This window comes from Mammaliicoccus sp. J-M41, assembly GCF_022385935.1.
Classification (GTDB): domain Bacteria; phylum Bacillota; class Bacilli; order Staphylococcales; family Staphylococcaceae; genus Mammaliicoccus; species Mammaliicoccus sciuri_A.
Map to the genome: position 1 here is coordinate 1 of NZ_JAJNIR010000025.1, position 24,427 is coordinate 24,427.

Sequence of the window (24,427 nt, forward strand, 5' to 3'; positions counted from 1 at the left end):
ATAGTAAGCGATAGCGCGCTAGATTATATAAAAAATAAACTGTGAAGTAGAGTCGTACGTTCTCTACTTACACAGTTTATTTTACACTCCCACTACAAACTTAAAGATCACCTCTCTGTAGGTGGTCTTTTTTTAATATAGGCTTAATATTATTCCAAAAAATCCTATTATAAGTAAAACATATGTGATAAACCTTATAGTATCAGCACATTTCATTTCTTTAATATATAACTTTGTATTTTCATCAGAGAATGAAGTGAAATCTTTTTTTAATTCTTCATCAGTTTGTTGTCTATAATATGAATCCCCATTCTTTATTTCTACTCTCAAACTTTTAATATGGCTTGCCTTAGTTACACTTCGCCCAACTTTTGTTACTAACGCCTCCACCATATTTTAACTTCTATAACACATCCCCACACTCCCCCCAAAATCCAGACAAAAAAACCCTCAAAGCATAAGCTTTGAGGGTTAATAGCAATTAGTATTGCTTCATATATTGATCTCTTTCCCATTCTGATACTTGTGTTCTGTAATAATCCCACTCTAATGATTTAGATTGTATGAATTGGCGATAGATATGATTACCTAATGCTTGTTTAACAACTTTATTTTCTTTCATTGCTTTAACAGCTGTATAAAGTGTTGATGGTAAGTCTTGTACGCCTACCGCTTCACGTTCTTCTCTATCCATTTCATAGATGTTTTGATCTACTGATTCTGGTGGTGTTAATTTATTTTTAATACCATCTAATCCAGCTTCAAGGATAGTAGCTAATGCTAAGTAAGGGTTAGCTGCTGGGTCTACTGAACGAATTTCAACACGAGTTGATAATCCGCGAGATACAGGTATTCTTACTAATGGTGAACGGTTTTGACCACTCCATGCGATATAACATGGTGCTTCATAACCAGGCACTAAACGTTTATATGAATTTACTAATGGGTTACATACTGCTGTAAATCCACGTGCATTTTTCAAGATACCAGCAATAAAGTGATATGCATCATCAGTTAATTGCATTTCTCCATTTGGATCGAAGAATGCATTTTCTTTACCTTTGAATAATGAAACGTTAAAGTGCATTCCGCTTCCGTTTACACCAAATAATGGTTTTGGCATGAATGTCGCATGCAAGTTATGTTTACGTGCAATTGTTTTTACAACTAGTTTGAATGTTTGAATGTTATCACATGCTGTTATAGCATCTGCATATTTAAAGTCGATTTCATGTTGACCAGGTGCTACTTCGTGGTGACTTGCTTCAATATCAAAGCCCATATCTTCTAATTCTAGAACGATATCACGACGACAGTTTTCACCTAAATCTGTAGGTGCTAAGTCGAAGTATCCACCATTATCGTTTAATTCTAATGTTGGTTCTCCTTTTTCATCTAATTTGAATAAGAAGAATTCTGGTTCAGGTCCTAAGTTGAAATCTGTAAATCCTAACTCTTCCATTTCTTTTAATACACGTTTTAAGTTTGTACGTGGATCACCAGGGAATGGTTTGCCATCCGGATTGTAAATATCACAAATTAATCGTGCTACTTTGCCTTTTCCTGCAGTCCAAGGGAAAATTACCCAAGTGTCTAAGTCAGGACATAAATACATATCCGATTCTTCAATTCGCACGAATCCTTCAATTGAAGAACCGTCAAACATCATTTCATTGTTTAATACTTTTTCTAATTGTGCAATTGGTACTTCAACGTTTTTAATTGTACCTAAAATGTCAGTAAATTGTAATCTTAAATAACGTACGTTTTCTTCGTCAGCAAAACGAAAAATATCTTCTTTTGTAAAAGTTTGTTTAGCCATGTGATTATCCTCCAGTTTTTAATTAAAAAATCTTGATAAATCTCCACGGTTAAGTGGTCCCTCTGTTTTAGAAGTTCCTCTAATTACCCGCTCTCTCATCTTCAGTTCTTCTTCAGAAAGGTCATTTTCTTCTTCTAAAAGAATTTGTTTGATCCCTTTCATATTAAATCCCTTTTCGATAAGATTTTTAATTTCCAGTAATCGTTCAAGGTCATTTAAAGAAAATAACCGTTGATTACCTTCAGTCCTTTTGGGCGAAACGAGCTCATTGCTTTCATAGTATCTGATTTGTCTGGCTGTTAGCTCTGTTAACTTGATTACGACACCAATCGGGAACACGGCCATGTTTCTTCTGATTATGTCTCTTGACAGCACGACCGCCTCCTTTAGTAAGAACTTGTTATAAATTTAGCACATAAATTTTCAGAAAACAAATGAATGTCAGGAAACCTTACATCTTTTTATAATTCAACAAGGTTTTGCTTGATTAAATGCTGTACAGCACGCGTTATCGCAATTTTAACATGTTCATAAGTTAAGCCACCTTGAATGTAAGCTTCATATGGTGGTCTAATTGGACCATCTGCCGTTAACTCAATTGATGATCCTTGAATAAATGTACCTGCAGCCATGATAACATCATCTTCATAACCTGGCATATAGCTAGGCATCGGACTAAAATGCGCATTAATTGGAGATGCGTGTTGTATCGACTGACAAAATGCAATCATTTGTTCTTTTGTTTCAAAAGTAACAGATTGAATAATATCTGTACGTTTATCTTGATAATGCGGTGTCGTTGTCATATTTAATTTTTCTAGCAAGCGAGAAGTGAATAATGCACCTTTCAAACTTTGACTGACAACATGTGGTGCTAAGAAGAACCCTTGATACATTTCTGGTAAACTTCCTAAAGATGCGCCCGCTTCTTTACCAATTCCTGGTGCTGTTAATCTGTATGCACAACGTTCTATCAGGTCAGCTTTTCCTGAAATATAACCGCCAATTTTAGCTAAACCACCTCCTGGATTTTTAATTAAAGAACCTGCTATTAAATCTGCACCAATTTCAATGGGTTCTTTATCCTCAACAAATTCTCCATAACAATTATCTACAAAGACAATTTTATCTGGATATGTTTCTTTAATCGCATTGATTGCTTGTTCAATTTGTGCAATTGTTAATGAAGGTCGCGAACTATAACCTTTAGATCTTTGTATCGCAATGACTTTAGTATTTTCATTAATATTTTCTAACACTGAATGAATATCTATTTCATTTTGTTTCAATGGTACTTCTCGGTATGTGATACCTTGTTCGATAAAACTTCCTATACCATTACCATTTATACCGATTACTTCTAATAACGTATCATAAGGTGTTCCTGTAATATATAATAATTCGTCTCCATATTTCAGTTGGCTGTTAAGCGCTAATGTAATAGCGTGCGTACCTGAAATAATTTGAGGTCTTACTAAACTGTCTTCAGCTTTAAATACTTTACTATAAACATCTTCTAAATGATCTCGACCTACATCGTCGTATCCATATCCAGTTGTACCGATTAAGTCTGATTCAGTAATTTTCACTTCATGAAATGCATCAAGTACATGTTCTTGTGCGATTAATGCATTATGTTCGATTTGATCAAAGTATGGTCTTAATTCTTTTTCTACATCAATAATTAATTCTTTTAATTTCTGTTCCATTTGTTTACCTCTTATTTCTGTTTATAACCTTTTATGTGATATGTTTCTGTTTCTTCATCAAAATCCATTTTCTCAACTAAAGTATGTTTTTTTTGCCAATATAATTTGTCAGCATCCCTTGATGGAATATCCATTTCGTAGTAATCCATTGTTTCTTTAATCATATCGACTAATTTTTCTTTAAATATAGCTTTATCATTAGAACCTTTTGCTGAAACAAATATAGATTGTCCTGATATCGCTGAATGATTAGAAGGCGCTAAATCTTTTTTATTAAATACGACCAACATCGGAATATGTCCCATATCTAATTGATTAACTAAAGTCATAACCGTTTCATACTGTTCCATATAGTGTGGATGGCTTGCATCTACAACATGAACGAGTAATTGCGCATATTTCGCTTCTTCTAAAGTCGATTTAAATGCTGCGATCAATGTTGTAGGCAACTTCTGAATAAACCCAACTGTATCAGAAAGTATCACGTTAAACCCGTCATTTATTGTAATGGCGCGAGATTTAGGATCTAAAGTCGCAAATAACAAATCTTGTTCGAATGTTTCATCATTTGATAACTGATTAAACCACGAAGATTTACCGGCATTTGTATAACCAATTAATGCAACTTGGTATGCTTGATTATGTTGACGTCGTTCTCTATAACGTGAACGATGAGAAACGATTGTTTCTAATTGATGCTTTATTTCATTCATTCTAGTACGAATATGTCTTCTATCTGTTTCTAATTTCGTTTCACCTGGACCTCTCGTACCAATTCCGCCACCTAAACGAGATAAGCTTTTGCCGTGTCCAGATAATCTCGGCAATAAATAATCTAACTGTGCTAATTCAACTTGCAATTGACCTTCTCTACTTGAAGCTCTTTGCGCAAAAATTTCTAAAATCAATTGAGTGCGGTCTATAATTTTTGTGTTAAATAACTCATCTAAATGTTTCGATTGCGCAGTTGTCAATTCATCATTTGCAATGACTGCATTCACTTTAATATCATTCAATTCGATATATTCAATGACTTCTTCAATTTTACCTTTACCAAAATAATACTGTTGATCAGGTCGCTCTCTTTTTTGAGTGAAGAGTTCCATGACTTCTAGTTGGCTTGTAACAGCAAGAGATTCCAATTCTTGAACTGTTGATTTAAATGTTGCTTCATCATCTTTTTTATCATGAATTGCTAACAGGATTACTTTTTCTGTTTCATGTTTTGTCGACTTCATATCATTTTTCATTTTTATCACGCTCACTTTAAATATATTTTAACATATAAACATGCATGCAAATTGATATGACTTTGATAAATTTTTGATTATAATAGAATTAAGAAAAGGAGTGATGGCAATGTCAATTTATGACTTCGTTGTTGCAAAAACGAACGGTGAAGAATATTCATTATCTGAGTATAAAGGAAAAGCTATTTTAATTGTTAATACAGCAAGTGAATGTGGGTTCACACCTCAATTTGAAGGTTTAGAAGCTTTATACCAAGATTATAAAGATCAAGATTTCCTGGTGTTAGGATTCCCATGTAATCAATTTGGTAATCAAGAACCTGGCGACTCTTATGAAGCATACCAAAATTGCAAATTAAATTATGGTGTAACTTTCCCAATGCATGAAAAAATAAAAGTTAAAGGTTCAGAACAACATCCTCTATATGAATATTTGACTTCTGCTAAAAAAGGTATTTTAAATGGGTCAATTAAATGGAACTTTACAAAGTTCTTAGTGAATAAAGATGGAGAAGTTGTGAATCGATTCTCTCCACAAAAAAGCCCTGAACAATTGAGAAGTTCAATAGAAGCAGTATTATAATTGATTACACATAAATAAGCGGCTAAGACAATAAAATGTCCTAGCCGCTTATTATTTGAAACACAATTATTGTTCGCTATCTTGATTTTCATCATCTTGTGCATCTACGAAAGTTGAGATAGCATGTTTGTAAATTAGATGTTCTTTCCCTTGAATATCTAATAATACAACTTTGTCGTCAAAGTCGACAATTTTCCCTTTCATTTGAAATCCATTCAATAAGAATACCGTAAGTTCAGTTCCTTCTGATTTGAATTTCTTAAGTAAAACTTCTTGAATATTTTCTTTCTCTGCCATATGACTTTCCCCTTCACTTGGATAATTGGATTACGTTGTCTGCGATTTCTGTTAAAGACTGTTTATCCCGTTGAAACCAAGTCACATTCATTTTGTTTTTAAACCAAGTCATTTGACGTTTGGCATATCTTCTTGAATTTTGCTTGATTTGTTCTGTAGAGGTTTCTATGTCTATTTCTCCATTTACTACTGGTACCAATTCTTTATATCCAATTGCTTGCATACTTTGAGAATCTTGATATCCTTTCTCAACAAGATTAGACACTTCTCTTAATAATCCTCGCTGCAACATCATGTCAACGCGCATATTAATTCTTTGATATAATGTTTCGCGCGACATTTCTATCCCAATTAATATTGTACTATATTTTCCAGAAAATGTCTGGCTTTTCTTTCTTTCACTTAAAGTTTTTTTCGTATTTAAGTAATATTCAATAGCTCTTTCTACTCTTTTTCGATTGTTCGGATGCACTGATGACGCGGTTTCTGGGTCGATTTCATATAAATAATTGTGCAATTCAATATTTGAGCATTTAGATAATTTATTTAATTTATATTTTGTAATTTCCATTTTTTCAGAACTGATTTTCTCTTCTTCAAGGTTATAATCATATAAAACCGACTGTACATATAAACCTGTTCCACCGACAAGTATCGGCATTTTACCTCTATCATGAATATCCTTTACAATTCTTTCAAAGTCTTGTTTAAATCGATAAACTGAATATGGTTCATCCGGTTCATATACATCTATTAAATGATGAACAACGCCTTCTTTTTCTTCTTCTGTCACTTTAGCTGTACCAATATCTAGACCTTTATAAATTTGAAAGGCATCACCATTAATAACTTCACCGTTTAAAGCTTTGGCTAATTTAATACTTAATTCTGTTTTACCTACTGCAGTAGGTCCTACTATTGCAATTAATGGTTTTTCATTCATTTGTTATTTCCTCTTTTTCTAATTGTTTAATTTGTACCATCAACCAATTATATAAATGTTCATACACTGCATAACGGTTCGTCTCAAATAACACTTCATGACGCTTATTTTTATATAATTGTACTGTGACATGTTTAACACCTGAACGTTTATAAATAGAAGCTAACTGTTTAATACCATTACCAAATCCACCAAAGTGATCTTCTTTACCTGATACTAGTAAAATCGGCATATTTAAATTTTGTTGTTTAATATAACTGATTTTCTTAGTTTGGACAGAAGCCTTTACTGTTTCTAGAAGTACTTTATGTGAAATCGGAAATCCTGAATACATATCTTTTTCATATTGCTCACGATTTTCATCACTTTGACTTAACCATCTATTATCTTTATTTAAATCTTTATGTTGTCGATTCATTGTCTTAAAAGCAATATTATTAATAAACTTTGATTTTGTGCGACTTCCTAAAAATAAATTCACAAACTTTAATGCATATAAGTTTAACTTGCCTTGAATTTTAGGATAAACAACCGTTCCTGACAGTATCAAAGCATCTACATCATTTGGATAATCATGAACAAATTGTCTCGCAACTAACGAACCCATAGAATGGCCAAGTAATATAAATGGCAATTCCGGATTAAGTTCATTTTTAAATGTATCCCTTACTTCTTTAACGTCGTCGACTAAATCTTGTAATGCATTAAAATGACCTCTTGAAGAAGCTTCTATGTTCATACCATGACCTCGGTGGTTATGACGTATAACATGAAAGCCTCTTTTACATAAATATTCTGCTACTGCATCATATCTATCTTTATGTTCAGCCACACCATGCAGTATATGTATAATTCCATAAGGTTTTTCATCCGTTTTATCAATTGTAACTTCTAAAGTTTGTTCTGTAGATAATGTAATTCTATGATTAAATCGTCTCAAAGACATGCGCCTCCCTTATAAGACATTATAGCAAAATCTATAGCGCTTAAAAATATATTCACAAATCCATCATATAATATAAAAAACCTGCCGACAAAAAGTTGTCAGCAGGTTTAAAAAATAAATTATAAATTATTTAACTATAGCTGGTTGATCATTTGGATTAACCGCTTCTTTAATAGCTTGTTCTAATTCATCTTTATAAACGCGTTTAGTATCATTATCATAATTTAATACTTGAGCCATTACTTCAACTATCGCATCTTTATGATCTAATACATATTGAATATCAAAGTATAAACGACCTGAACGACGTACTAAGAAGTCAGTTGGTTTATGAACCATTTCTTTTTGAATGCTGTAAATAACTTCAGCATATACTTCGATTGGTAGGTTAACATCTGCAACTTGTGTAGCATGTGCAATAGCAAATACTTCATCTACATTAGATCCGTATTTTCTAGCTAAATAACGTGCTGCATCTTCTGATAAGTTGTAGTTTTTAGCTTCTTTAACTTTACTTTCAACGAATGATTCATAATTTTTACTACCACCAACGTTACCGCCAGAAATGTAAGTTTCTTTTGTACGACAAGGTTTGAATGATAATTTATATTCTTCTTTAAGACGTTTACTTAATAAATCAACAATGTCTTGAGCCATATGACGGTAACCTGTTAATTTACCACCAGCGATTGTAAGTAAGCCTGAATCGCCTTCCCAAATTTCATCTTTACGAGAAATTTCTGATGGATCTTTACCTTTTTCAAAGATTAATGGTCTAACACCAGCCCATGTTGATTCGATATCTTTATCTTCAACTTTTACAGTTGGGAACATATAGTGAATAGCATCTAATAAATATTGACGATCTTCTTCTGTAACTTTAGGAGAAGATTTATCATTATCATAAATTGTATCAGTAGTACCAACGTAAGCTTTTCCATCTCTAGGAATTGCGAAAATCATTCTGCCATCATTTTCTGTATCAAAATATACAGCTTGACCTAATGGGAATACGCTTTGGTCTATTACAATATGAACACCTTTAGTTAATCTAAGTTGTTTATTGTTTGTTGAATAGTCTTTACCACGTACTTCATCAACCCATGGACCTGCAGCATTGATAACTCTTTTACCTTTAATTTCGAAAATTTCATTTTGTAATAAATCAGTTACTTCGATACCTGATACTTTTTTCTTTTTGTTATATAAGAATTTATTTGATTTAGCATAGTTAATGATATCTGCACCAAATTCACGTGCGCGTTTCATAACTTCAATTGTTAAACGAGCATCATCTGTACGGTACTCAACATAGTAACCACCAGCTTTTAAACCGTCTTGTTTTACAAGTGGTTCTTTCTTAATTGTTTCTTCTCTGTTTAACATTGTACGACGTTCAGCTTTTTTAACACCTGCTAAGAAATCATAAACTTTCAAGCCGATTGATGTTGTAAATGGACCCATGCTACCGCCTTTGTGTAAAGGTAATAACATCCATTCTGGTGTTGTTACGTGAGGACCATTTTCATAAACGATCGCTCTTTCTTTACCAGTTTCAGCAACTACGCCAACTTGGAATTGTTTTAAGTAACGTAATCCACCATGAACTAATTTCGTACTTCTAGAACTTGTACCTTGTGCAAAGTCTTGCATTTCTACTAATGCTACTTTCATACCACGTTGCGCTGCATCTAAAGCGATACCTGCACCAGTGATTCCTCCACCGATGACAACTACGTCATATTCAGTATTTTTAAGTTGATCTTTAACTTGATTACGATTTAATGCTGATAATTGTTGCATAACCATTTCCTCCTATAAAATGTAAAAAAATGAGAGACTTATCCCTACAAAAATGTACGAACAAAGCCTCTCATGTCTCTACGAAATATTAACTTAACTATATGATAACACAACTTAATCTAATTTAAAAGCTTGAGTGGCTTTTACTGCAGTTTTCCAACCTTTATAAAGTTTTTCACGTTCTTCTTCTTCAAGTTCAGGTTTGAATTCTGTTTCTAATTTCCAACGTTGTTTTATCTCATCTTTAGATTTCCAGAAACCTACTGCTAATCCAGCTAAGTATGCTGCACCTAATGCAGTTGTTTCATTTACTTCTGGTCTTTCTACTGGCGTATTTACAATATCAGCTTGGAATTGCATTAAGAAATTATTCTTAACAGCACCGCCATCAACTCTTAATGTTTCAACATTAATTCCAGAATCTTTTTCCATTGCTTCTAACACATCTCTAGTTTGGTAACATAATGATTCTAAAGTTGCTCTAATGAAATGTTCTTTTTCAGTACCACGTGTTAAGCCGAAGATTGCACCTCTAGCATCTGCATCCCAATAAGGTGTACCTAAACCAACAAACGCTGGTACGACGTATACGCCTTCTGTAGATTTAACACGATTAGCATAATCTTCTGAAGCTGGTGCTGATTTAATCATTCTTAAACCATCTCTTAACCACTGAATAGCTGATCCTGATACGAAAATACTACCTTCTAATGCGTAGTTTACTTTTCCGTCTAGACCATAAGCTAAAGTTGTTAATAAGCCACTTTCAGATTTTACAGCTTTTTCACCAGTGTTCATTAACATAAATCCACCAGTACCGTATGTGTTCTTAACTTCTCCACTTTCGAAGCAAGCTTGTCCGAATAATGCAGCTTGTTGGTCACCTGCTACACCAGCGATTGCAATTTTCTCACCGAAGAAGTGATGTTCTTGAGTATAACCATATACTTCACTTGAAGGTTTAACTTCTGGCAACATAGAAGCTGGAACATCAAGATATTCTAATAATTCTTCGTCCCATTTCAAGTCATAAATGTTATACATTAATGTTCTACTTGCGTTTGAATAATCTGTTACATGAACGTCACCTGTAAATTTCCAGATTAACCAAGTATCAATTGTTCCGAATAATAAATCGCCGTTTTCAGCTTTTTCTCTAGCACCTTCAACATTATCAAGAATCCATTTTACTTTTGTACCTGAGAAATATGGATCTAATAATAGACCAGTTTTTTCTTTGAAAATTGGTTCTAAATCTTTAGATTTTAATTCTGTACAAATGTCTTGAGTTTGTCGTGATTGCCAAACAATTGCATGATAAACTGGACGTCCAGTATTTTTATCCCATACGACAGCAGTTTCCCTTTGGTTTGTGATACCAATACCTTCGATTTGTTTTGGACTAATGTTATTTTCATTAAGTACACTTGAAATAACCGCTAATACTGAAGTCCAAATTTCATTCGCATCATGCTCAACCCAACCACCTTTAGGGAAGTATTGCTTAAATTCTCTTTGACTCACAAATTTGATAGTACCTTCTTTATCAAAAAGTATTGCTCTAGAACTTGTTGTACCTTGGTCAATTGATAAAATGTATTTTTCCATATTAAACACTCCTATAAATTTGTATATTACAGAATTTCTGAAACTTCATCTTTAAGTATTGATTTATTTAAGAAAATACCAGACAATACGACAATCACTGTAAAGATGATTGAGAATATAACGAAACCGTTTACAACCCCGTTAAATAAAATATTAAATAATGCTGCACCTAACATACCACCTGAAATCGGTCCTAAAATCGGCACAATTGCATATTTCCAATTTGAACTTCCTTTACCCGGAATTGGTAATAGCATATGCATGATACGTGGTCCGATATCACGAGCTGGGTTAATCGCATAACCTGTCGCACCACCTAAACTTAAACCAATTGCTACGATTAATAAACCAACAATTAAAGGATTTAAGCCATCAGTAAATTTATTAGTTCCTATAAATAATAATCCCATAACTAAGATCATAGTTCCAATAATCTCACTTAAGAAGTTTGCTACATAGTTTGGATAAGATGGACCAGTTGAGAATACACCTAACTTAGCACCTTGATCTTCAGTTTTTTTCCAGTGTGGTAAATAAGTAGCCCATACTAAAAATGCACCAATCATAGCACCAATCATTTGAGCCACAATAAATGGAACAACTTTAGACCATGGGAATGATCCGTCAATTGCAAAGCCAAGCGTAACAGCTGGGTTTAAATGTGCCCCGGAAACATTACCAACTGCATAAACACCAAGCATAACAGCTAGCCCCCAACCTAATGAAATAACAATCCAGTCTGCACCTTTACCAAGTGCCCCTTTTAGATTGACGTTAGCACATACACCGCCACCAAATAATATTAAGATGGCTGTACCAATTAATTCGCCTAAAAATTCACTCATATTAAACACCCTCCGAAATATAATATGCTAATACATAAAAAGCCCCCTACGTTGAACTACACATCATATTCATATAGTAATTTATACAAATTTAACGCATAGTTTCTTTTCGTAGAGGGTCTCATTTACTCATCTCATATATTAACTTAATTAGAAGTATAATACTTTATGAAAACGTTGTCAAATCAATTTACCAAATTGTAATATCGCTAGACGTAACATATTGTGCACCGCTTTCAATTGCTAAATCAATTTCTTCTTTAGTATTAATTAATCCACCTGCAATAATTCTCTTACCTGTTTTATCACTAATTTCTTTGATCACTTTAGTAGCAACACCTGGTAGTACTTCCACTAAATCAGGGTCTGATTGTTTAATCAGTTCAATACTTCTACTTAACGCTGTGCTATCAAGAATGAACACACGTAATATCGTTAACGTATTTAGTTTTTTGGCACGTTTAATAATTTTTGATTTCGTTGATATAATGCCATGTGGTTTATATTGTTGTATAACATATTCAACAGCCGCTTCATCATTTGATAAACCTTTTATTAAATCAATGTGTAGCATCACTTCTTTTTGATGCTTTTTCATTTGCTCTAAAATGCCTTGCAAATGACCGATATGTGTATCTAGTAAAACGCATCGTTCATAATCCATCTTAAAGAATTTTTCCATATCTTTCATAGAGCGAATAGCCGGTAATATATGCTTGTTCATTTTATCCTCCTACATAACGCGTTTAAATAATTTTTCTAATTCATACGTCGTTAATTCAATAATAATTGGTCTTCCGTGCGGACAAGTAAACGGGTCAGTTGTTTCTCTTAATTCATCTATTAAATGACTCATTTCATGATTTCTTAAATAATGATTAGCTTTAATAGATTTCTTACAACTCATCATAATTGCTGCATCTTCTCTTAATTTTTTAATATCAACTTTTTCATGATTTAACACGTAATCGATCATATCTTTGATTATTTCTTCTGCATCAACATTTGGCAACCAAACTGGGTATTCGCTAACCATATAATCATGATGACCAATTGGTTCTAAAAATACGCCCGCTTCAGCTAAGGATTGTAAATACTTTTCAATAATCATGTGTTCGTCTTTAGAGAAATTAAATGTTAGTGGCAACAATAAACTTTGTGTTTCGTTTGTGACTTCACCGATTTTTTCTTTGAAAAATTCATATTTAATTCGTTCTTGTGCTGCATGTTGATCAATCATAAACATGCCTGTATCATTTTGTGCCACAATATATGTTCCGTGTACTTGACCTACAACTTCCATATACGGTACACGTGGCGCTTCAGATACTTGTTCTTCTTCAATTGGCGCTTGATATGGTGTATCAACATATTCTACTGTATCTTGAACTTCATAAGTTTCTTCATTATTTTCAATATGCTCGGGTTCATCATGCTGAACATCTATATCTCTATTATCTTCTTGTTTGATAGTATCTTCTTGTATAACCGAATGATGTTCTGTCTTATCTTTAAATTGCCAAGAAGGTGAAGGTTCTCTGCTAGTAGCGTCATTTGTTTTTTCAATTTCTTCAACACTTTCACTTTTATGAGAAACTTGCTGCTGTTGAGTTATATTTTGATTTCTTTTAGCTTCAAAATCTATTTTTTGTTGTTCAAAAATTTCTTTTTGTGATTTTTCAGGTTTTTGCTTTTCTAAAGATGTGTCTGGAATTAATGACATACCTCTAAATGCTTCTTTAATTTTTTGATTAATCAAATCATAAAGTAGTTGTTCTTTAGAAAGCCTTACTTCTAGTTTAGTCGGATGTACGTTAACATCTACTAAAATCGGATCCATTTCAATATTTAAATAAACGATTGGATATCTACCGATTGGTAAGAGTGTATGATAACCTTCTATAATTGCTTTGTTAAGTACAAAGTTCTTAATATATCGCCCGTTGATAAATATAGAAATATAATGACGATTACTTCTCGTGTGCTCAGGTTTACAAATAAATCCGTTTACGACGTAATCATCTGTTTCGCCATTTATTGGTACAAGGTCTTTCGCAATTTTCATACCATAAATTTCAGCCATTACTTCATTTGTTCTTCCTGAGCCATTCGTTGAAATAACTGTTTTGTCATCTGATACAAGATTAAATGCGATATTCGGATGGCTCATCGCCATTCTATTGACTATATCCGTAATTTTGCCCAGTTCTGTATACAAACTTTTAACATATTTTAATCTTGCTGGCGTATTATAGAATAAATCTTCAACAAGAATATCTGTACCTTTTTTAGCTTTAGCAGGTTGTTTTTTCGTGATTTCACCATTTTCAACGCGTACTTCATGTCCAAGCATACCATCCGTACAAGTCTTCATCGTTACTCTACTCACTGATGAAATACTTGCCAAAGCTTCGCCTCTAAAACCAAGTGTACGAATATGAAACAAATCATAATCGTTATTGATTTTACTTGTCGCATGTCTACCAAATGCTTTGGCTATATCGTCTTCTTCAATGCCTGTTCCATTATCTACGACTCTAATAGATTGAATACCTGATTCTTTAATCGTAATATCAATTTGAGTAGCTTGAGCATCAATTGCATTTTCCAACAATTCTTTTACAACAGAAGCTGGTCTTTCAACCACTTCACCTGCAGCTATTTTGTTGGCTAAAGATAATTCGAGCTCTTTAATTTTTCCCAATGCACTCACACTTTCTATTTAAGTTGTTTTTGTAATTCATGCAGTTTTGATAATGCTTCAATAGGTGTTATGTTCATTAAATCAATTGATTTAAGTTTCTTTTCAATTTCAGATTGCCCTTGTTCTTCAAATAATTGGAATGACGGTTGTTCATACTTATCTGCTTCTTTCTCTACTTTTGTATGAGATTCAAGTTCTTGTAAAATAGTATGTGCTCTTTCAATAATTTCATCAGGTAAATCCGTTAATTTCGCTACATGAATACCATAACTTTGATCAACCGCACCTTCTTTTACTTTATGCAAGAAAATCAATTCTCCTTGATATTCTTGTGCAGCTACGTGAATATTTTTAAGTCCAGATAACGTTTCATCTAAATGTGTTAACTCATGATAATGTGTGGAGAATAATGTTTTTGCTTTTGTATGATGATGTACATATTCAATCATAGACTGTGCAAGCGCTAGACCATCAAATGTAGATGTTCCTCTTCCGATTTCATCAAATATAATTAAGCTATCTTCAGTTGCTCCTACCATAGCTTTTTCAGCTTCTAACATTTCGACCATAAATGTACTTTTGCCTGATACTAAATCATCTGCTGCACCAATTCTTGTAAAAATTTGATCAAATATTGGCAATTGCGCATAATCTGCAGGCACATATGCTCCCATTTGAGCCATAATACTAATAATAGCTATTTGACGCATATACGTACTCTTACCAGACATATTTGGTCCTGTTATTAAATAGATAAAACCTTCTTTATCTAAATAACAGTCATTTGGAACATAGTCATTATGATCCATTACGCGTTCAACAACCGGATGTCGCGATGATTTAAGTGATAACGTTTTATCTTTACTAAAGATTGGACGAGTATAATGATATTTTTGCGCAATTTCAGCAAAGCTTTGTAAACAGTCTATTTCTGATAGTAATTTAGCTTGTGCTTGTAACTTTTCAGTATAAGCTTTCACTTCTTGTCTTAAATCAAGGAATAGTTGATATTCTAGTTCGATTGCTTTATCTTCTGCACCTAAAATGATAGATTCTTTTTCTTTTAATTCTTCAGTAATAAATCGTTCAGCATTTGATAATGTTTGCTTACGTTGATATCCTAGAGCATCTGTATCAATATGATTTAAATTTGCTTTTGTAATTTCAATATAGTACCCAAAAACTTTGTTAAAACTTACTTTTAATGATTTTACACCCGTTCGTTCACGTTCTTTTAATTGTAATTCTGCTATCCATTGCTTACCGTTTGTTGAAGCTTCTTTATATTGATCTAGTGTTTCATTAAAGCCTTTTTTAAATATGCCACCTTCTTTAACAGAAATAGGTGGATCTTCTACTAAACTTTCATCTAATAATCGTTCTAAATCATTTAATGGTTCAAGATCTTTAAATCGGTCTATAGACTTTGAGTCTAATCTTTCAATAATTTCTTTAACATATGGAATTTGCTTTATTGAATAATTCAACTGTACTAAATCTTTAGCATTCACATTGCCATAGCTAACTCTTCCGACTAATCTTTCAATATCATATACCATATTCAAATAACTTCTAAGTTCATCACGTTCAATAAAACCATTCACTAATTGTTCAACAGCATCTAATCTTTGTTCGATATCTCTTTGGTTGATAAGCGGTCGATCTATCCATTGCTTTAATCTTCTTGCGCCCATAGGTGTTTTCGTATCATCCATCAACCATAATAATGTACCTTTTTTAGATTTAAGTCTGATACTTTCTGTTAATTCAAGATTTCGTTTCGCGTAAAAGTCCATTTTCATATAATCTAAAGCTCTATATACGACAACTTCTTCTAAATGTGGCATATCGCGTTTACCATTATCATGAATATAATTTAATAAATAATTTAATGATCTTTTTTGAGCGTGAGATGTGCCCGTGACAACTTCATAATCTCGTTCTTCATAGCTATCAATAACTGTGATTGTTTCAGTTATAAGCTGAATTTGTTTATATAAATTATCTGGTAACACTTTATTAACAATAATCTCATTAGGGTGAATCGTTGTAATTTCATTAATTAAAGTTGTTTCATCAACAAATGATGTTACTTTTAATTCACCTGTTGTGACATCACAGTAACTTAAATGAAACTCTCCGTCTTCTTTTATAAATCCTAATATATAATTATTTGTTTTTTCGTCCATACCCTTTTGATCCATGACCGTACCTGGCGTTATGACTTGCACAACTTCTCTACGAACCATTCCTTTAGTTTGTGTCGGATCTTCCATTTGTTCACAAATCGCGACTTTATAACCTTTTGAAATAAGTTTTTCAATATATCCAGAAGCAGAATGATATGGTACCCCGCACATTGGAATTGGATCTTTCTTAGCATCTCTTCTTGTTAGTGTTATTTCCAAAACTCTCGATGCTTCAATTGCATCATCGTAGAACATTTCATAAAAATCACCTAATCTGAAAAATAATAATGTATCTTGATATTGAGATTTTATCTTTAAATATTGAGCCATCATCGGCGTTGGTTTAGACATCTTTATTCACGTTCCTTTTTTTAACTTTCGATTTATCTATTTTATCAAAATTTCTACTATTAAACGAGTATGTTTATTTATTAAAAAAAGAGCGTAATAAAGCAATTTATGCTTCACGCCCTTTAATTCATGATATAACTTTAAGTATCATTTTTTAATTTCTTTAATATACCTCTTTTTTCAAAAGCTTTTAATAATATATAACTTGCGATAGCGCCTATTAGACTACTAAAGAAAAATGATAAAAATAATGGCCAAAATGCAATTTTCCCTAATCCTAGTAACCAACCTATCGGAATACAAACGAAGCTACCTATCACACCTGTACCTATAACTTCTCCTAAAGATGCAATCGATAATTGTTTGCGATATTTATAAAGTAAACTTGCTAATAATACGCCTATCATACTGCCTGGAAAAGCAAAAATCGTGCCTAAACCTAGTAAGATTCTAATAAACGAAGATAACAAAGCTTGCGCTAAGCCATACCATGGTCCAAGAAATACGGCTGATATAACATTAATGAAATGTTGCATTGGCAATGCTTTTATTGGACCTATTGGTATCGTGATAAATGTACTAAAGACAACATTTATTGTTGTTAATATTGCGGTTAAAGTCATTAATTTAGTCTTCTTCATTATATTTCCTCCAAATAAAAAATCATTAGTCTACGTATTGGCAGACTAATGATTATGAGCATATATAATCTTTAGTTGCACAATCTCTACGCCAGTATTACCTGGATCAAATCTACACGTATATTCTCAGCCTTGTTAGGCACCGTGTGTGCAATATGTTAAATCTTAATTTGAACAGCTACTTGTGTTTGGTGCATTTCTAACGGCTGCACCAGTTTCACCAGTAAGTTGATTACCACCTGTTGATTCAATAATTTCATTTGTAACTGTGTGGCTAATTGAATGAGATACCATTTGTAAAAGTTCATTTACTTCAACTTGTGCTTCTTTAAATTCACTTACAATTGGCATTTCATCTAATTCTTTTTCAATATTTTTAATTTTTTCTTCAACCATAGCTAAAGCTTTATCTTTACCATAGTTTTGGAAATTAACTGCTTGTTTTTGTAAAGATTTCAAACTCGCCATTTTTTCTCTGACTGTTTGATTCTCATGGATTTGCGCTTCTGCACGTTTAAAGAAATCTACTTCTTCTGTTTCTGACATCATTTTCCCTAGTTTACGTGCTTGTTCTAAAATATCATCTTTTGTATACATTTAATGTACCACCTTTTCTTTAGATACAACATCTATAAATTCACCATTTAATGAATATTGTTTTGCTTCAGTAATTTTTACTTTTACGATTTTGCCAATTACATCTTTTGGTGCTTTAAAATTAACTAATTTATTCTTTTCAGTATAGCCTGCTAATACCGCTTCATCTCTCTTACTTGAACCTTCACATAAAACAAATACTTCTTGTCCTTCATATGGTTTCAATGATTCTGCTGCATATTCGCCAACTACTTTATTTAATCTTTGAAGTCTTTCTTTTTTCTCTTTATCAGGCACATTATCTTTCATCTTAGCTGCTGGTGTACCTTCTCTCGGAGAATATACATACGTGTAAGCATGTTCAAAACCAACTTCATGATACAACTTTATTGTTTCTAAAAATTGTTCTTCTGTTTCATTAGGATAGCCAACAATGATATCCGTTGTCAATGCTACATCAGGAATTGCTGCTTTTATTTTATGAACTAATTCTAAATAGCTTTCACGTGTATATTTTCTACCCATAATTTTTAACACTTGGTTATTTCCAGACTGTACTGGTAAATGTATATGAGGTACGATATTACCGCCATTAGCAATCACTTCAATTAAACGATCATCAAAGTCCCAAGGGTGACTTGTCGTAAAACGTACACGCGGTATATCGATTTTAGTGATGTCATTTAACAAATCACCTAATCCATAATTTAAACCTTCAATATCTTTCCCGTATGCATTTACATTTTGACCTAATAAACATATTTCTTGGTAGCCTTGTCTTGCTAAGTCTCTTACTTCAGCAATAATTTCTTCAGGCATACGACTTCTCTCTTTACCACGAGTGAACGGTACAATACAATACGTACAGAATTTGTCACAACCGTACATAATATTTACCCATGCTTTTATTCTACCATTTCTTACTTTAGGTAAATTTTCGATGACGTCGCCTTCTTTAGACCATACTTCAACGACCATCGCTTTAGACATATATGCTTCTTCTAAAATTTCAGGCAATCTATGGATGTTGTGTGTACCGAAAATCATATCAACATTCTGGTATGATTTAAGAATTTTATTAACGACAGATTCTTCTTGTGACATACATCCACATACACCAATTAAACAATCTGGTCGCTCTTGTTTAAGATGCTTTAAATTCCCAATTTCACTGAACACTTTATTTTCAGCATTTTCTCTTATCGCACACGTATTAAGTAATATCACATCAGCATCATCTACTGAATTCGTCGGTCCAAAACCTAACGCCTGTAAAATACCAGCCATTACTTCTGTATCATGTTCATTCATTTGGCAACCATATGTTCTAATATAGAATTTACGACCTTTCCCCATACCTCTAAGTCGTTCGTCTATTTTAAAATCATCATGATATTCAACTTGTGATTTCCCTCTTTGTTTAGCGTCCTTTAAATTTGGAGGTTGATAAACATGTTCGAAGTACTTGCTATAATCCTTCTCTAAATTAGGTTCTGTCTTCGCTTTGGCCCCATGTTTTCTTTGCTCTTCATTCAATTTCAAAACCCTTTCTGCCCATATATTTATACCTATATATTATATTAGAGTTCAACATAAAGTGCAAAAATGTTCCGACATTTTTGCACTTTCATTTCATGTATCAAATATTTAATTTTAAAGATGCTTAATCCAAAATCTTCTCGTATTTTCATGTTCATCTGATTGATACGGTTCATCTTCAACACCATTATTATTTATAATGACTTTCGCACTTGCATCATTTGATTCATCACAAGTTACAAGAACAGAATGAACACCTTCATTATTTAAATTCTTAACTGCATAATTCAACAACTTTGTCGCATAGCCTTTACCACGTTCGCTTTTTCTAACACCGTATCCGACATGTCCACCTTTTTTATATAAATAGTCGTTTAATGCATACCTAATATTTACAGCGCCAACAATTTTGTCATCATCAATAAGTACATACGTTTTTGCTTTTACAAAGTCTTTATCAACAGGGGCTATTGCTTCTTCTAACATGATTAACATCTTATCAAATCCACCGTGTTGACGAACATCTGTCGCCCATGGAACTACCGGTTCTTCATTTTCATACCATTCATTCATATATTCTGTGAATAACGATTCAATACCTTTATCTATTTCTCTGAATTCCATAAACGCATCCCCTTTTAGTTTAATTCTTTTATTTGCTCATCATCATTTGTATTTAACATATGATAATAAATACCTTTTTGTTCGATCAATGCATCTTGTGAGCCAGATTCAATCAATTCACCGTGAGATAATACAAAGACTAAGTCTGCTTTTTTAACTGTATTTAAACGGTGCGCAATAATAACACTCGTTCTACCTTGCATTAATGTATCTAACGCTTCTTGAATTTTAATTTCAGTTACAGTATCGATACTACTTGTTGCTTCATCCAATAAAAGTATTTTAGGATCTTGAAGTAAACATCTTGCGATTGAAATAAGTTGTTTTTCGCCTTGAGATAACGAACCAGATTCACCTTTTAATACTGTATCATAACCATTTTCTAAAGCTTCTATAAAGTCATGTGCATTTGCTTTTTTGGCAGCTTCTACAACTTCTTCATATGTAGCATTTGGCGTTCCATACATAATATTGTCTTTAATCGTTCCATCAAATAAATAGGAATCTTGTAACACGACACCTATAGAACTTCTCAAAGATTCACGCGTTATTTTATTAATCGGAATGCCATCAATTAGAATTCTTCCTTTATTCACTTCATAATAATGTAGAATAAGTTGCACGATTGTCGTCTTACCTGCACCAGTTGCGCCTACTAATGCAACAGATTCACCGTTATTAATTTTAAAAGATAAATCTTTTATAGTCGGTACTTTTTGGTTAGGATCATATTTGAATTCAACATGTTCGAATTCAATTTCTCCATTAATATTTTGATAATCTTGTGCCTCTTTATCATCTTTCTCACTCGGCTCATCCATTATATCAAACACTCGTTCAGCACCTGCTATTGCAGATAATACTGTATTAAATTGGTTTGCTAAATCAGATAATGGTCTTGTAAACTGTCTCGCATATTCAGCGAAAATCACGATTACCCCAACTGTAACACCAGCAGTTTGATTAAGTGCTAATATACCACCAATACCAGCTACAATGGCAAAGCTTAAATTATTTAAATAGTTCATCACTTTTGGTATTAAACCACCAAATGTGATTGACCAAAAACTATATTCTCTCACGTCTTTCGCTTTTTCATTAAATGTATCTATAACATACTTTTCTTGAGAAAAAGCTTTAACGACTGTTTGTCCATTTACAATTTCCTCGATATATCCATTCATAATTCCATACTGTTTTTGGCGTAAAGCATATAACACACTTGTTCGTGCTGTAATCCATCTTAAACTTATAAACATGATTGGAATAATAATGACCGTCAATAGTGTAAGTAAAGGACTTAAATAAAGCATAATTGAAAGTGTACCAATGAGTGTCACGACACTAGAAGTAAACTGTATAAATGATGAATTTAATACTTGTGATACATTTTCAATATCATTTTGCATTCGACTCATCAGTTCACCGTGTTGCTTTTGATCATAATAAGCGACAGGTAAAGTTTGAAAATGTTTAAAGAGTTGATTTCTTAATAAATATACCGTGCGCTGGGCAATACTGACCATCATAAATGACCCTATATATGATGTAACCGACAACATGACATATACAATAGCAAGCAATACGATATATTGCGGCAGCCCATTTAATTCTTTCGGTATAATTTTCGTATCAATGATATGTCCGATTAAAAACGGTCCAACTAAACTTAATATGGATGAACATATAATCATTAGAATCACGATAATTAATTGAATTCGTTTTTCGTCTATTAATTTCCATATATTTAATAATGTACCTTTCGTATCTCTAGCTCTTTTTTTCTTCTTAGTTGGATTTTGAGTACGATTTTCATCTTTGAATACTGATTTATGACCATAAGGATTTCTTAGACTCATGATGAACTCACCGCGCTTTCTTGACTACTTGCAATTTCTTTATACAATGGTGAAGTTTCTAATAGTGATTCATGTGTCCCAATCGCTTCAATACGTCCATCGACTAGTAACATGATTCGATCAGCTGTTTGAGCAGTTGAAATTTTTTGCGTCACAATTAATTTCGTCGTTTCTTCATCTTCCAATGCATCCCATAAAGCAGATTCTGTCTTAATATCTAATGCTGATGTTGAATCATCTAAAATTAATAAACCTGGTTTCCTTACGAGTGCTCTAGCAATAGATAGTCTTTGCTTTTGACCACCTGATAACGTCACACCTTGTTGACCAATCATCGTATCATATTGATTATCGAAACGTTCGATAGATTGGTGTATTTGCGCTTTTTCTGAAGATAATTCTAACATTTCACTTTCGGCTGATGGGTCTCCAAATTGCAGATTCTCATAAATTGTTCCCGAGAATAACAATGCTTTTTGAGGTACATATCCAATTGCATCTCTTAAAGATTCAATTTCCCAATCGTTTACGTTTTTATTGTTAAGCAATATTTCTCCAGATGTCGCTTTATACATTTTAGGTATCAAACTGAGTAACGTTGATTTACCAGAACCTGTAGATCCCATAATGGCAAAAGTTTCTCTCGGTTTCACTTCAAATGATATATGTTCTAAAACAGGTTTATGACTATTTGGATACGTGAAAGAAACATCTTTAAATTGAATTGGATATGCATAATTTGAACTATGTTCAATTTCATTATTAAACACTTTTTCATCAGATGGTGTAATTAATACTTCTTCAATTCGTTCACTTGATGCTTTCATTCTGCTGAGTGTCATGATTAAGAAAGCAAGCATTCCAAATCCACCTTGCATTCTCATACCATAATTTAATATCGCAACTAATTTACCGACTTCTAAAGTAGAATGATCGACCATATCTGAACCAAACCATACAACAGCTAATATACTGCCATTTATAATCAATAATAATGATGGATTGATAAATTCCATGAGACGTAATGCGTATGTATAATTGCTTCTAATATCTGTTATTTTTTCATTAAATTGATTGATTTCTTGTTTGCTCGTTTGGCTCGCTTTGATTAATCTAACGGCTTCTAAATTCTGTTGGAAAAATCTATTCATTTCATCAAATTTTCTTTGAATTTTTGTGAATAATTTAGATCCTTTTCGAGCAATTACAAATATAATAATGAAAATAATCGGAGATCCTATTACTAAATAAATTGCTAATTTCGGTTCGACTGCAAAACTTAATATAATACTCCCAATAATCATTAAAGGCGCTCGTAACATAATTCTAATAGACATATATACTGCTTGGTCACAATTGGTTACATCACTTGTTAACCTCGTAATTAAACTTGAAGTCTTAAACCTTTCTAATGTTGCTAAAGAAAAAGACTGGATTTTCTTAAATTGTTCAGTTCTTAAATCATAAGCAAATGCTTGAGATACATGCCCCGCAACAAAACTATTCCATATCCCGGATAATAGGGCTACTAATCCTGTTACAAGCATAATCACTAAATATAAATATACGTGGTTCAAATCATTCTTTAAAATGCCGTTATCAATAATTTCTGATATAAAAATGGGCTGAATAAGTTCAACCGCTAATTCTACTAACATTAATATTAAACCGATTATAAACAACCATTTATACGGTCTAATAAATTTAAGTACCGTTTTCAATTTACATATCCCCTTTAATATATTTTCCTATAACATTCTCCTTTTCTTCTAACTCATTATTTTAAAATTATGATTTATACTTATCCGTTAATGTATCCATTGTTATACCTTCAGGCACATGATAGAACTTAATCTGAGAAATTATGCTGTCACATTCAAGTTCAACCATACGTTCATTTATTTGTTCAATAAGAATAAGACATGCATTTAAATCTCCTTCTATCGTTGTTTCTAAAGGATGTACTTCATATTTAAGACCCGATTGATCGATGATACTGATTGCCTCATCAACTAGTGGAATAACACCTGTTTGTTGATGTTCTGGAATAATTTGAATACTCATTAATGTATTTGTCATTTCGAATCCCCCTTTTCTATGTATAAAAGCTCATAGAT

General features: G+C 32.6%; 21 protein-coding genes, 1 pseudogene and 1 riboswitch. Of the genes and pseudogenes, 1 reads left to right on the forward strand and 21 read right to left on the reverse strand.

Features of this window, described 5'->3' with window-relative positions; genetic code table 11:
- Nucleotides 1-132: 132 nt before the first annotated feature.
- The 5 genes and pseudogenes from LQ686_RS09675 to hflX all read right to left on the reverse strand — a co-directional run bounded on the left by LQ686_RS09675 (nucleotide 133) and on the right by hflX (nucleotide 4,781).
- The gene (locus LQ686_RS09675; protein ID WP_239733301.1) at nucleotides 133-393 is read right to left on the reverse strand and encodes a hypothetical protein; all 261 of its coding nucleotides are present in this window, start codon (nucleotides 391-393) and stop codon (nucleotides 133-135) included.
- 88 nt (nucleotides 394-481) lie between these two features.
- Complete coding sequence (glnA, locus tag LQ686_RS09680; protein ID WP_025905621.1) at nucleotides 482-1,822, reverse strand: type I glutamate--ammonia ligase; 1,341 nt, start codon at nucleotides 1,820-1,822, stop codon at nucleotides 482-484.
- Between the two features lie 137 nt (nucleotides 1,823-1,959).
- Nucleotides 1,960-2,197: pseudogene (locus tag LQ686_RS09685) on the reverse strand (MerR family transcriptional regulator); the annotation flags it as partial.
- An 86-nt stretch (nucleotides 2,198-2,283) separates the two neighbouring features.
- Nucleotides 2,284-3,531, reverse strand: a complete 1,248-nt coding sequence (locus LQ686_RS09690) for a methionine gamma-lyase family protein (protein ID WP_107573047.1) — start codon at nucleotides 3,529-3,531, stop codon at nucleotides 2,284-2,286.
- Between the two features lie 11 nt (nucleotides 3,532-3,542).
- A complete protein-coding gene (hflX, locus tag LQ686_RS09695; RefSeq protein WP_107596758.1) occupies nucleotides 3,543-4,781 on the reverse strand; it encodes a GTPase HflX in 1,239 nt (412 codons plus the stop codon).
- Between the two features lie 109 nt (nucleotides 4,782-4,890).
- Between hflX and LQ686_RS09700 the strand changes: the two genes are divergently transcribed.
- Nucleotides 4,891-5,364, forward strand: coding sequence for a glutathione peroxidase (locus LQ686_RS09700; RefSeq protein ID WP_107596759.1), 474 nt, complete (start codon nucleotides 4,891-4,893; stop codon nucleotides 5,362-5,364).
- A 66-nt stretch (nucleotides 5,365-5,430) separates the two neighbouring features.
- Here the strand turns inward: LQ686_RS09700 and hfq are convergent, their stop codons facing one another.
- The 16 genes from hfq to LQ686_RS09780 all read right to left on the reverse strand — a co-directional run bounded on the left by hfq (nucleotide 5,431) and on the right by LQ686_RS09780 (nucleotide 24,389).
- A complete protein-coding gene (hfq, locus tag LQ686_RS09705) occupies nucleotides 5,431-5,661 on the reverse strand; it encodes an RNA chaperone Hfq (protein ID WP_025905616.1) in 231 nt (76 codons plus the stop codon).
- Between the two features lie 13 nt (nucleotides 5,662-5,674).
- Nucleotides 5,675-6,604, reverse strand: a complete 930-nt coding sequence (miaA, locus tag LQ686_RS09710) for a tRNA (adenosine(37)-N6)-dimethylallyltransferase MiaA (RefSeq protein ID WP_107565698.1) — start codon at nucleotides 6,602-6,604, stop codon at nucleotides 5,675-5,677.
- Nucleotides 6,597-7,544 carry an alpha/beta fold hydrolase gene (locus tag LQ686_RS09715; RefSeq protein ID WP_158011181.1) on the reverse strand — a complete coding sequence of 316 codons (948 nt, stop codon included), beginning with the start codon at nucleotides 7,542-7,544 and terminating at the stop codon, nucleotides 6,597-6,599. The genes miaA and LQ686_RS09715 overlap by 8 nt, the downstream gene beginning before the upstream one ends.
- Nucleotides 7,545-7,676: 132 nt before the next feature.
- Nucleotides 7,677-9,353, reverse strand: a complete 1,677-nt coding sequence (locus LQ686_RS09720) for a glycerol-3-phosphate dehydrogenase/oxidase (protein WP_025905613.1) — start codon at nucleotides 9,351-9,353, stop codon at nucleotides 7,677-7,679.
- Between the two features lie 114 nt (nucleotides 9,354-9,467).
- Nucleotides 9,468-10,961 (reverse strand): glycerol kinase GlpK, encoded by a 1,494-nt coding sequence (glpK, locus tag LQ686_RS09725; protein WP_049318999.1) that lies wholly within the window; start codon nucleotides 10,959-10,961, stop codon nucleotides 9,468-9,470.
- Between the two features lie 26 nt (nucleotides 10,962-10,987).
- Nucleotides 10,988-11,806: an MIP/aquaporin family protein gene (locus tag LQ686_RS09730; protein ID WP_025905611.1), complete on the reverse strand. Its 819-nt coding sequence runs from the start codon at nucleotides 11,804-11,806 to the stop codon at nucleotides 10,988-10,990.
- A 190-nt stretch (nucleotides 11,807-11,996) separates the two neighbouring features.
- Nucleotides 11,997-12,530, reverse strand: a complete 534-nt coding sequence (locus LQ686_RS09735; RefSeq protein WP_025905610.1) for a glycerol-3-phosphate responsive antiterminator — start codon at nucleotides 12,528-12,530, stop codon at nucleotides 11,997-11,999.
- Between the two features lie 9 nt (nucleotides 12,531-12,539).
- Nucleotides 12,540-14,510, reverse strand: coding sequence for a DNA mismatch repair endonuclease MutL (gene mutL / locus LQ686_RS09740; protein WP_151359358.1), 1,971 nt, complete (start codon nucleotides 14,508-14,510; stop codon nucleotides 12,540-12,542).
- A 14-nt stretch (nucleotides 14,511-14,524) separates the two neighbouring features.
- A complete protein-coding gene (gene mutS, locus LQ686_RS09745) occupies nucleotides 14,525-17,050 on the reverse strand; it encodes a DNA mismatch repair protein MutS (RefSeq protein WP_107565699.1) in 2,526 nt (841 codons plus the stop codon).
- Nucleotides 17,051-17,190: 140 nt separating this feature from the next.
- On the reverse strand, nucleotides 17,191-17,691 hold the full coding sequence (gene thiW / locus LQ686_RS09750) for an energy coupling factor transporter S component ThiW (protein ID WP_025905607.1): 501 nt from the start codon (nucleotides 17,689-17,691) through the stop codon (nucleotides 17,191-17,193).
- Between the two features lie 65 nt (nucleotides 17,692-17,756).
- Nucleotides 17,757-17,848: riboswitch (TPP riboswitch) on the reverse strand.
- Nucleotides 17,849-17,856: 8 nt separating this feature from the next.
- Nucleotides 17,857-18,288, reverse strand: a complete 432-nt coding sequence (locus LQ686_RS09755; RefSeq protein ID WP_025905606.1) for a YlbF/YmcA family competence regulator — start codon at nucleotides 18,286-18,288, stop codon at nucleotides 17,857-17,859.
- On the reverse strand, nucleotides 18,289-19,824 hold the full coding sequence (gene miaB / locus LQ686_RS09760) for a tRNA (N6-isopentenyl adenosine(37)-C2)-methylthiotransferase MiaB (RefSeq protein WP_025905605.1): 1,536 nt from the start codon (nucleotides 19,822-19,824) through the stop codon (nucleotides 18,289-18,291).
- Nucleotides 19,825-19,941: 117 nt separating this feature from the next.
- The gene (locus LQ686_RS09765; protein WP_107565700.1) at nucleotides 19,942-20,451 is read right to left on the reverse strand and encodes a GNAT family N-acetyltransferase; all 510 of its coding nucleotides are present in this window, start codon (nucleotides 20,449-20,451) and stop codon (nucleotides 19,942-19,944) included.
- Nucleotides 20,452-20,465: 14 nt separating this feature from the next.
- On the reverse strand, nucleotides 20,466-22,310 hold the full coding sequence (locus LQ686_RS09770; protein WP_025905603.1) for an ABC transporter ATP-binding protein: 1,845 nt from the start codon (nucleotides 22,308-22,310) through the stop codon (nucleotides 20,466-20,468).
- The gene (locus LQ686_RS09775) at nucleotides 22,307-24,031 is read right to left on the reverse strand and encodes an ABC transporter ATP-binding protein (protein WP_107618020.1); all 1,725 of its coding nucleotides are present in this window, start codon (nucleotides 24,029-24,031) and stop codon (nucleotides 22,307-22,309) included. The genes LQ686_RS09770 and LQ686_RS09775 overlap by 4 nt, the downstream gene beginning before the upstream one ends.
- Nucleotides 24,032-24,098: 67 nt before the next feature.
- On the reverse strand, nucleotides 24,099-24,389 hold the full coding sequence (locus tag LQ686_RS09780) for a thiamine-binding protein (RefSeq protein ID WP_025905601.1): 291 nt from the start codon (nucleotides 24,387-24,389) through the stop codon (nucleotides 24,099-24,101).
- Nucleotides 24,390-24,427: the final 38 nt, after the last annotated feature.

Excerpts from the sequence above, each read along its gene's own strand:
- glpK (WP_049318999.1), bottom strand. The coding sequence starts at position 10,961 with ATGGAAAAATACATTTTATCAATTGACCAAGGTACAACAAGTTCTAGA.
- LQ686_RS09730 (WP_025905611.1), bottom strand. The coding sequence starts at position 11,806 with ATGAGTGAATTTTTAGGCGAATTAATTGGTACAGCCATCTTAATATTA.
- LQ686_RS09755 (WP_025905606.1), bottom strand. The coding sequence starts at position 18,288 with ATGTATACAAAAGATGATATTTTAGAACAAGCACGTAAACTAGGGAAA.
- glnA (WP_025905621.1), bottom strand. The coding sequence starts at position 1,822 with ATGGCTAAACAAACTTTTACAAAAGAAGATATTTTTCGTTTTGCTGAC.
- hfq (WP_025905616.1), bottom strand. The coding sequence starts at position 5,661 with ATGGCAGAGAAAGAAAATATTCAAGAAGTTTTACTTAAGAAATTCAAA.
- thiW (WP_025905607.1), bottom strand. The coding sequence starts at position 17,691 with ATGAAGAAGACTAAATTAATGACTTTAACCGCAATATTAACAACAATA.
- LQ686_RS09720 (WP_025905613.1), bottom strand. The coding sequence starts at position 9,353 with ATGCAACAATTATCAGCATTAAATCGTAATCAAGTTAAAGATCAACTT.
- LQ686_RS09780 (WP_025905601.1), bottom strand. The coding sequence starts at position 24,389 with ATGACAAATACATTAATGAGTATTCAAATTATTCCAGAACATCAACAA.
- mutS (WP_107565699.1), bottom strand. The coding sequence starts at position 17,050 with ATGTCTAAACCAACGCCGATGATGGCTCAATATTTAAAGATAAAATCT.
- miaA (WP_107565698.1), bottom strand. The coding sequence starts at position 6,604 with ATGAATGAAAAACCATTAATTGCAATAGTAGGACCTACTGCAGTAGGT.
- LQ686_RS09735 (WP_025905610.1), bottom strand. The coding sequence starts at position 12,530 with ATGAACAAGCATATATTACCGGCTATTCGCTCTATGAAAGATATGGAA.
- LQ686_RS09770 (WP_025905603.1), bottom strand. The coding sequence starts at position 22,310 with ATGAGTCTAAGAAATCCTTATGGTCATAAATCAGTATTCAAAGATGAA.
- LQ686_RS09690 (WP_107573047.1), bottom strand. The coding sequence starts at position 3,531 with ATGGAACAGAAATTAAAAGAATTAATTATTGATGTAGAAAAAGAATTA.
- LQ686_RS09765 (WP_107565700.1), bottom strand. The coding sequence starts at position 20,451 with ATGGAATTCAGAGAAATAGATAAAGGTATTGAATCGTTATTCACAGAA.
- LQ686_RS09675 (WP_239733301.1), bottom strand. The coding sequence starts at position 393 with ATGGTGGAGGCGTTAGTAACAAAAGTTGGGCGAAGTGTAACTAAGGCA.
- hflX (WP_107596758.1), bottom strand. The coding sequence starts at position 4,781 with ATGAAAAATGATATGAAGTCGACAAAACATGAAACAGAAAAAGTAATC.
- LQ686_RS09700 (WP_107596759.1), top strand. The coding sequence starts at position 4,891 with ATGTCAATTTATGACTTCGTTGTTGCAAAAACGAACGGTGAAGAATAT.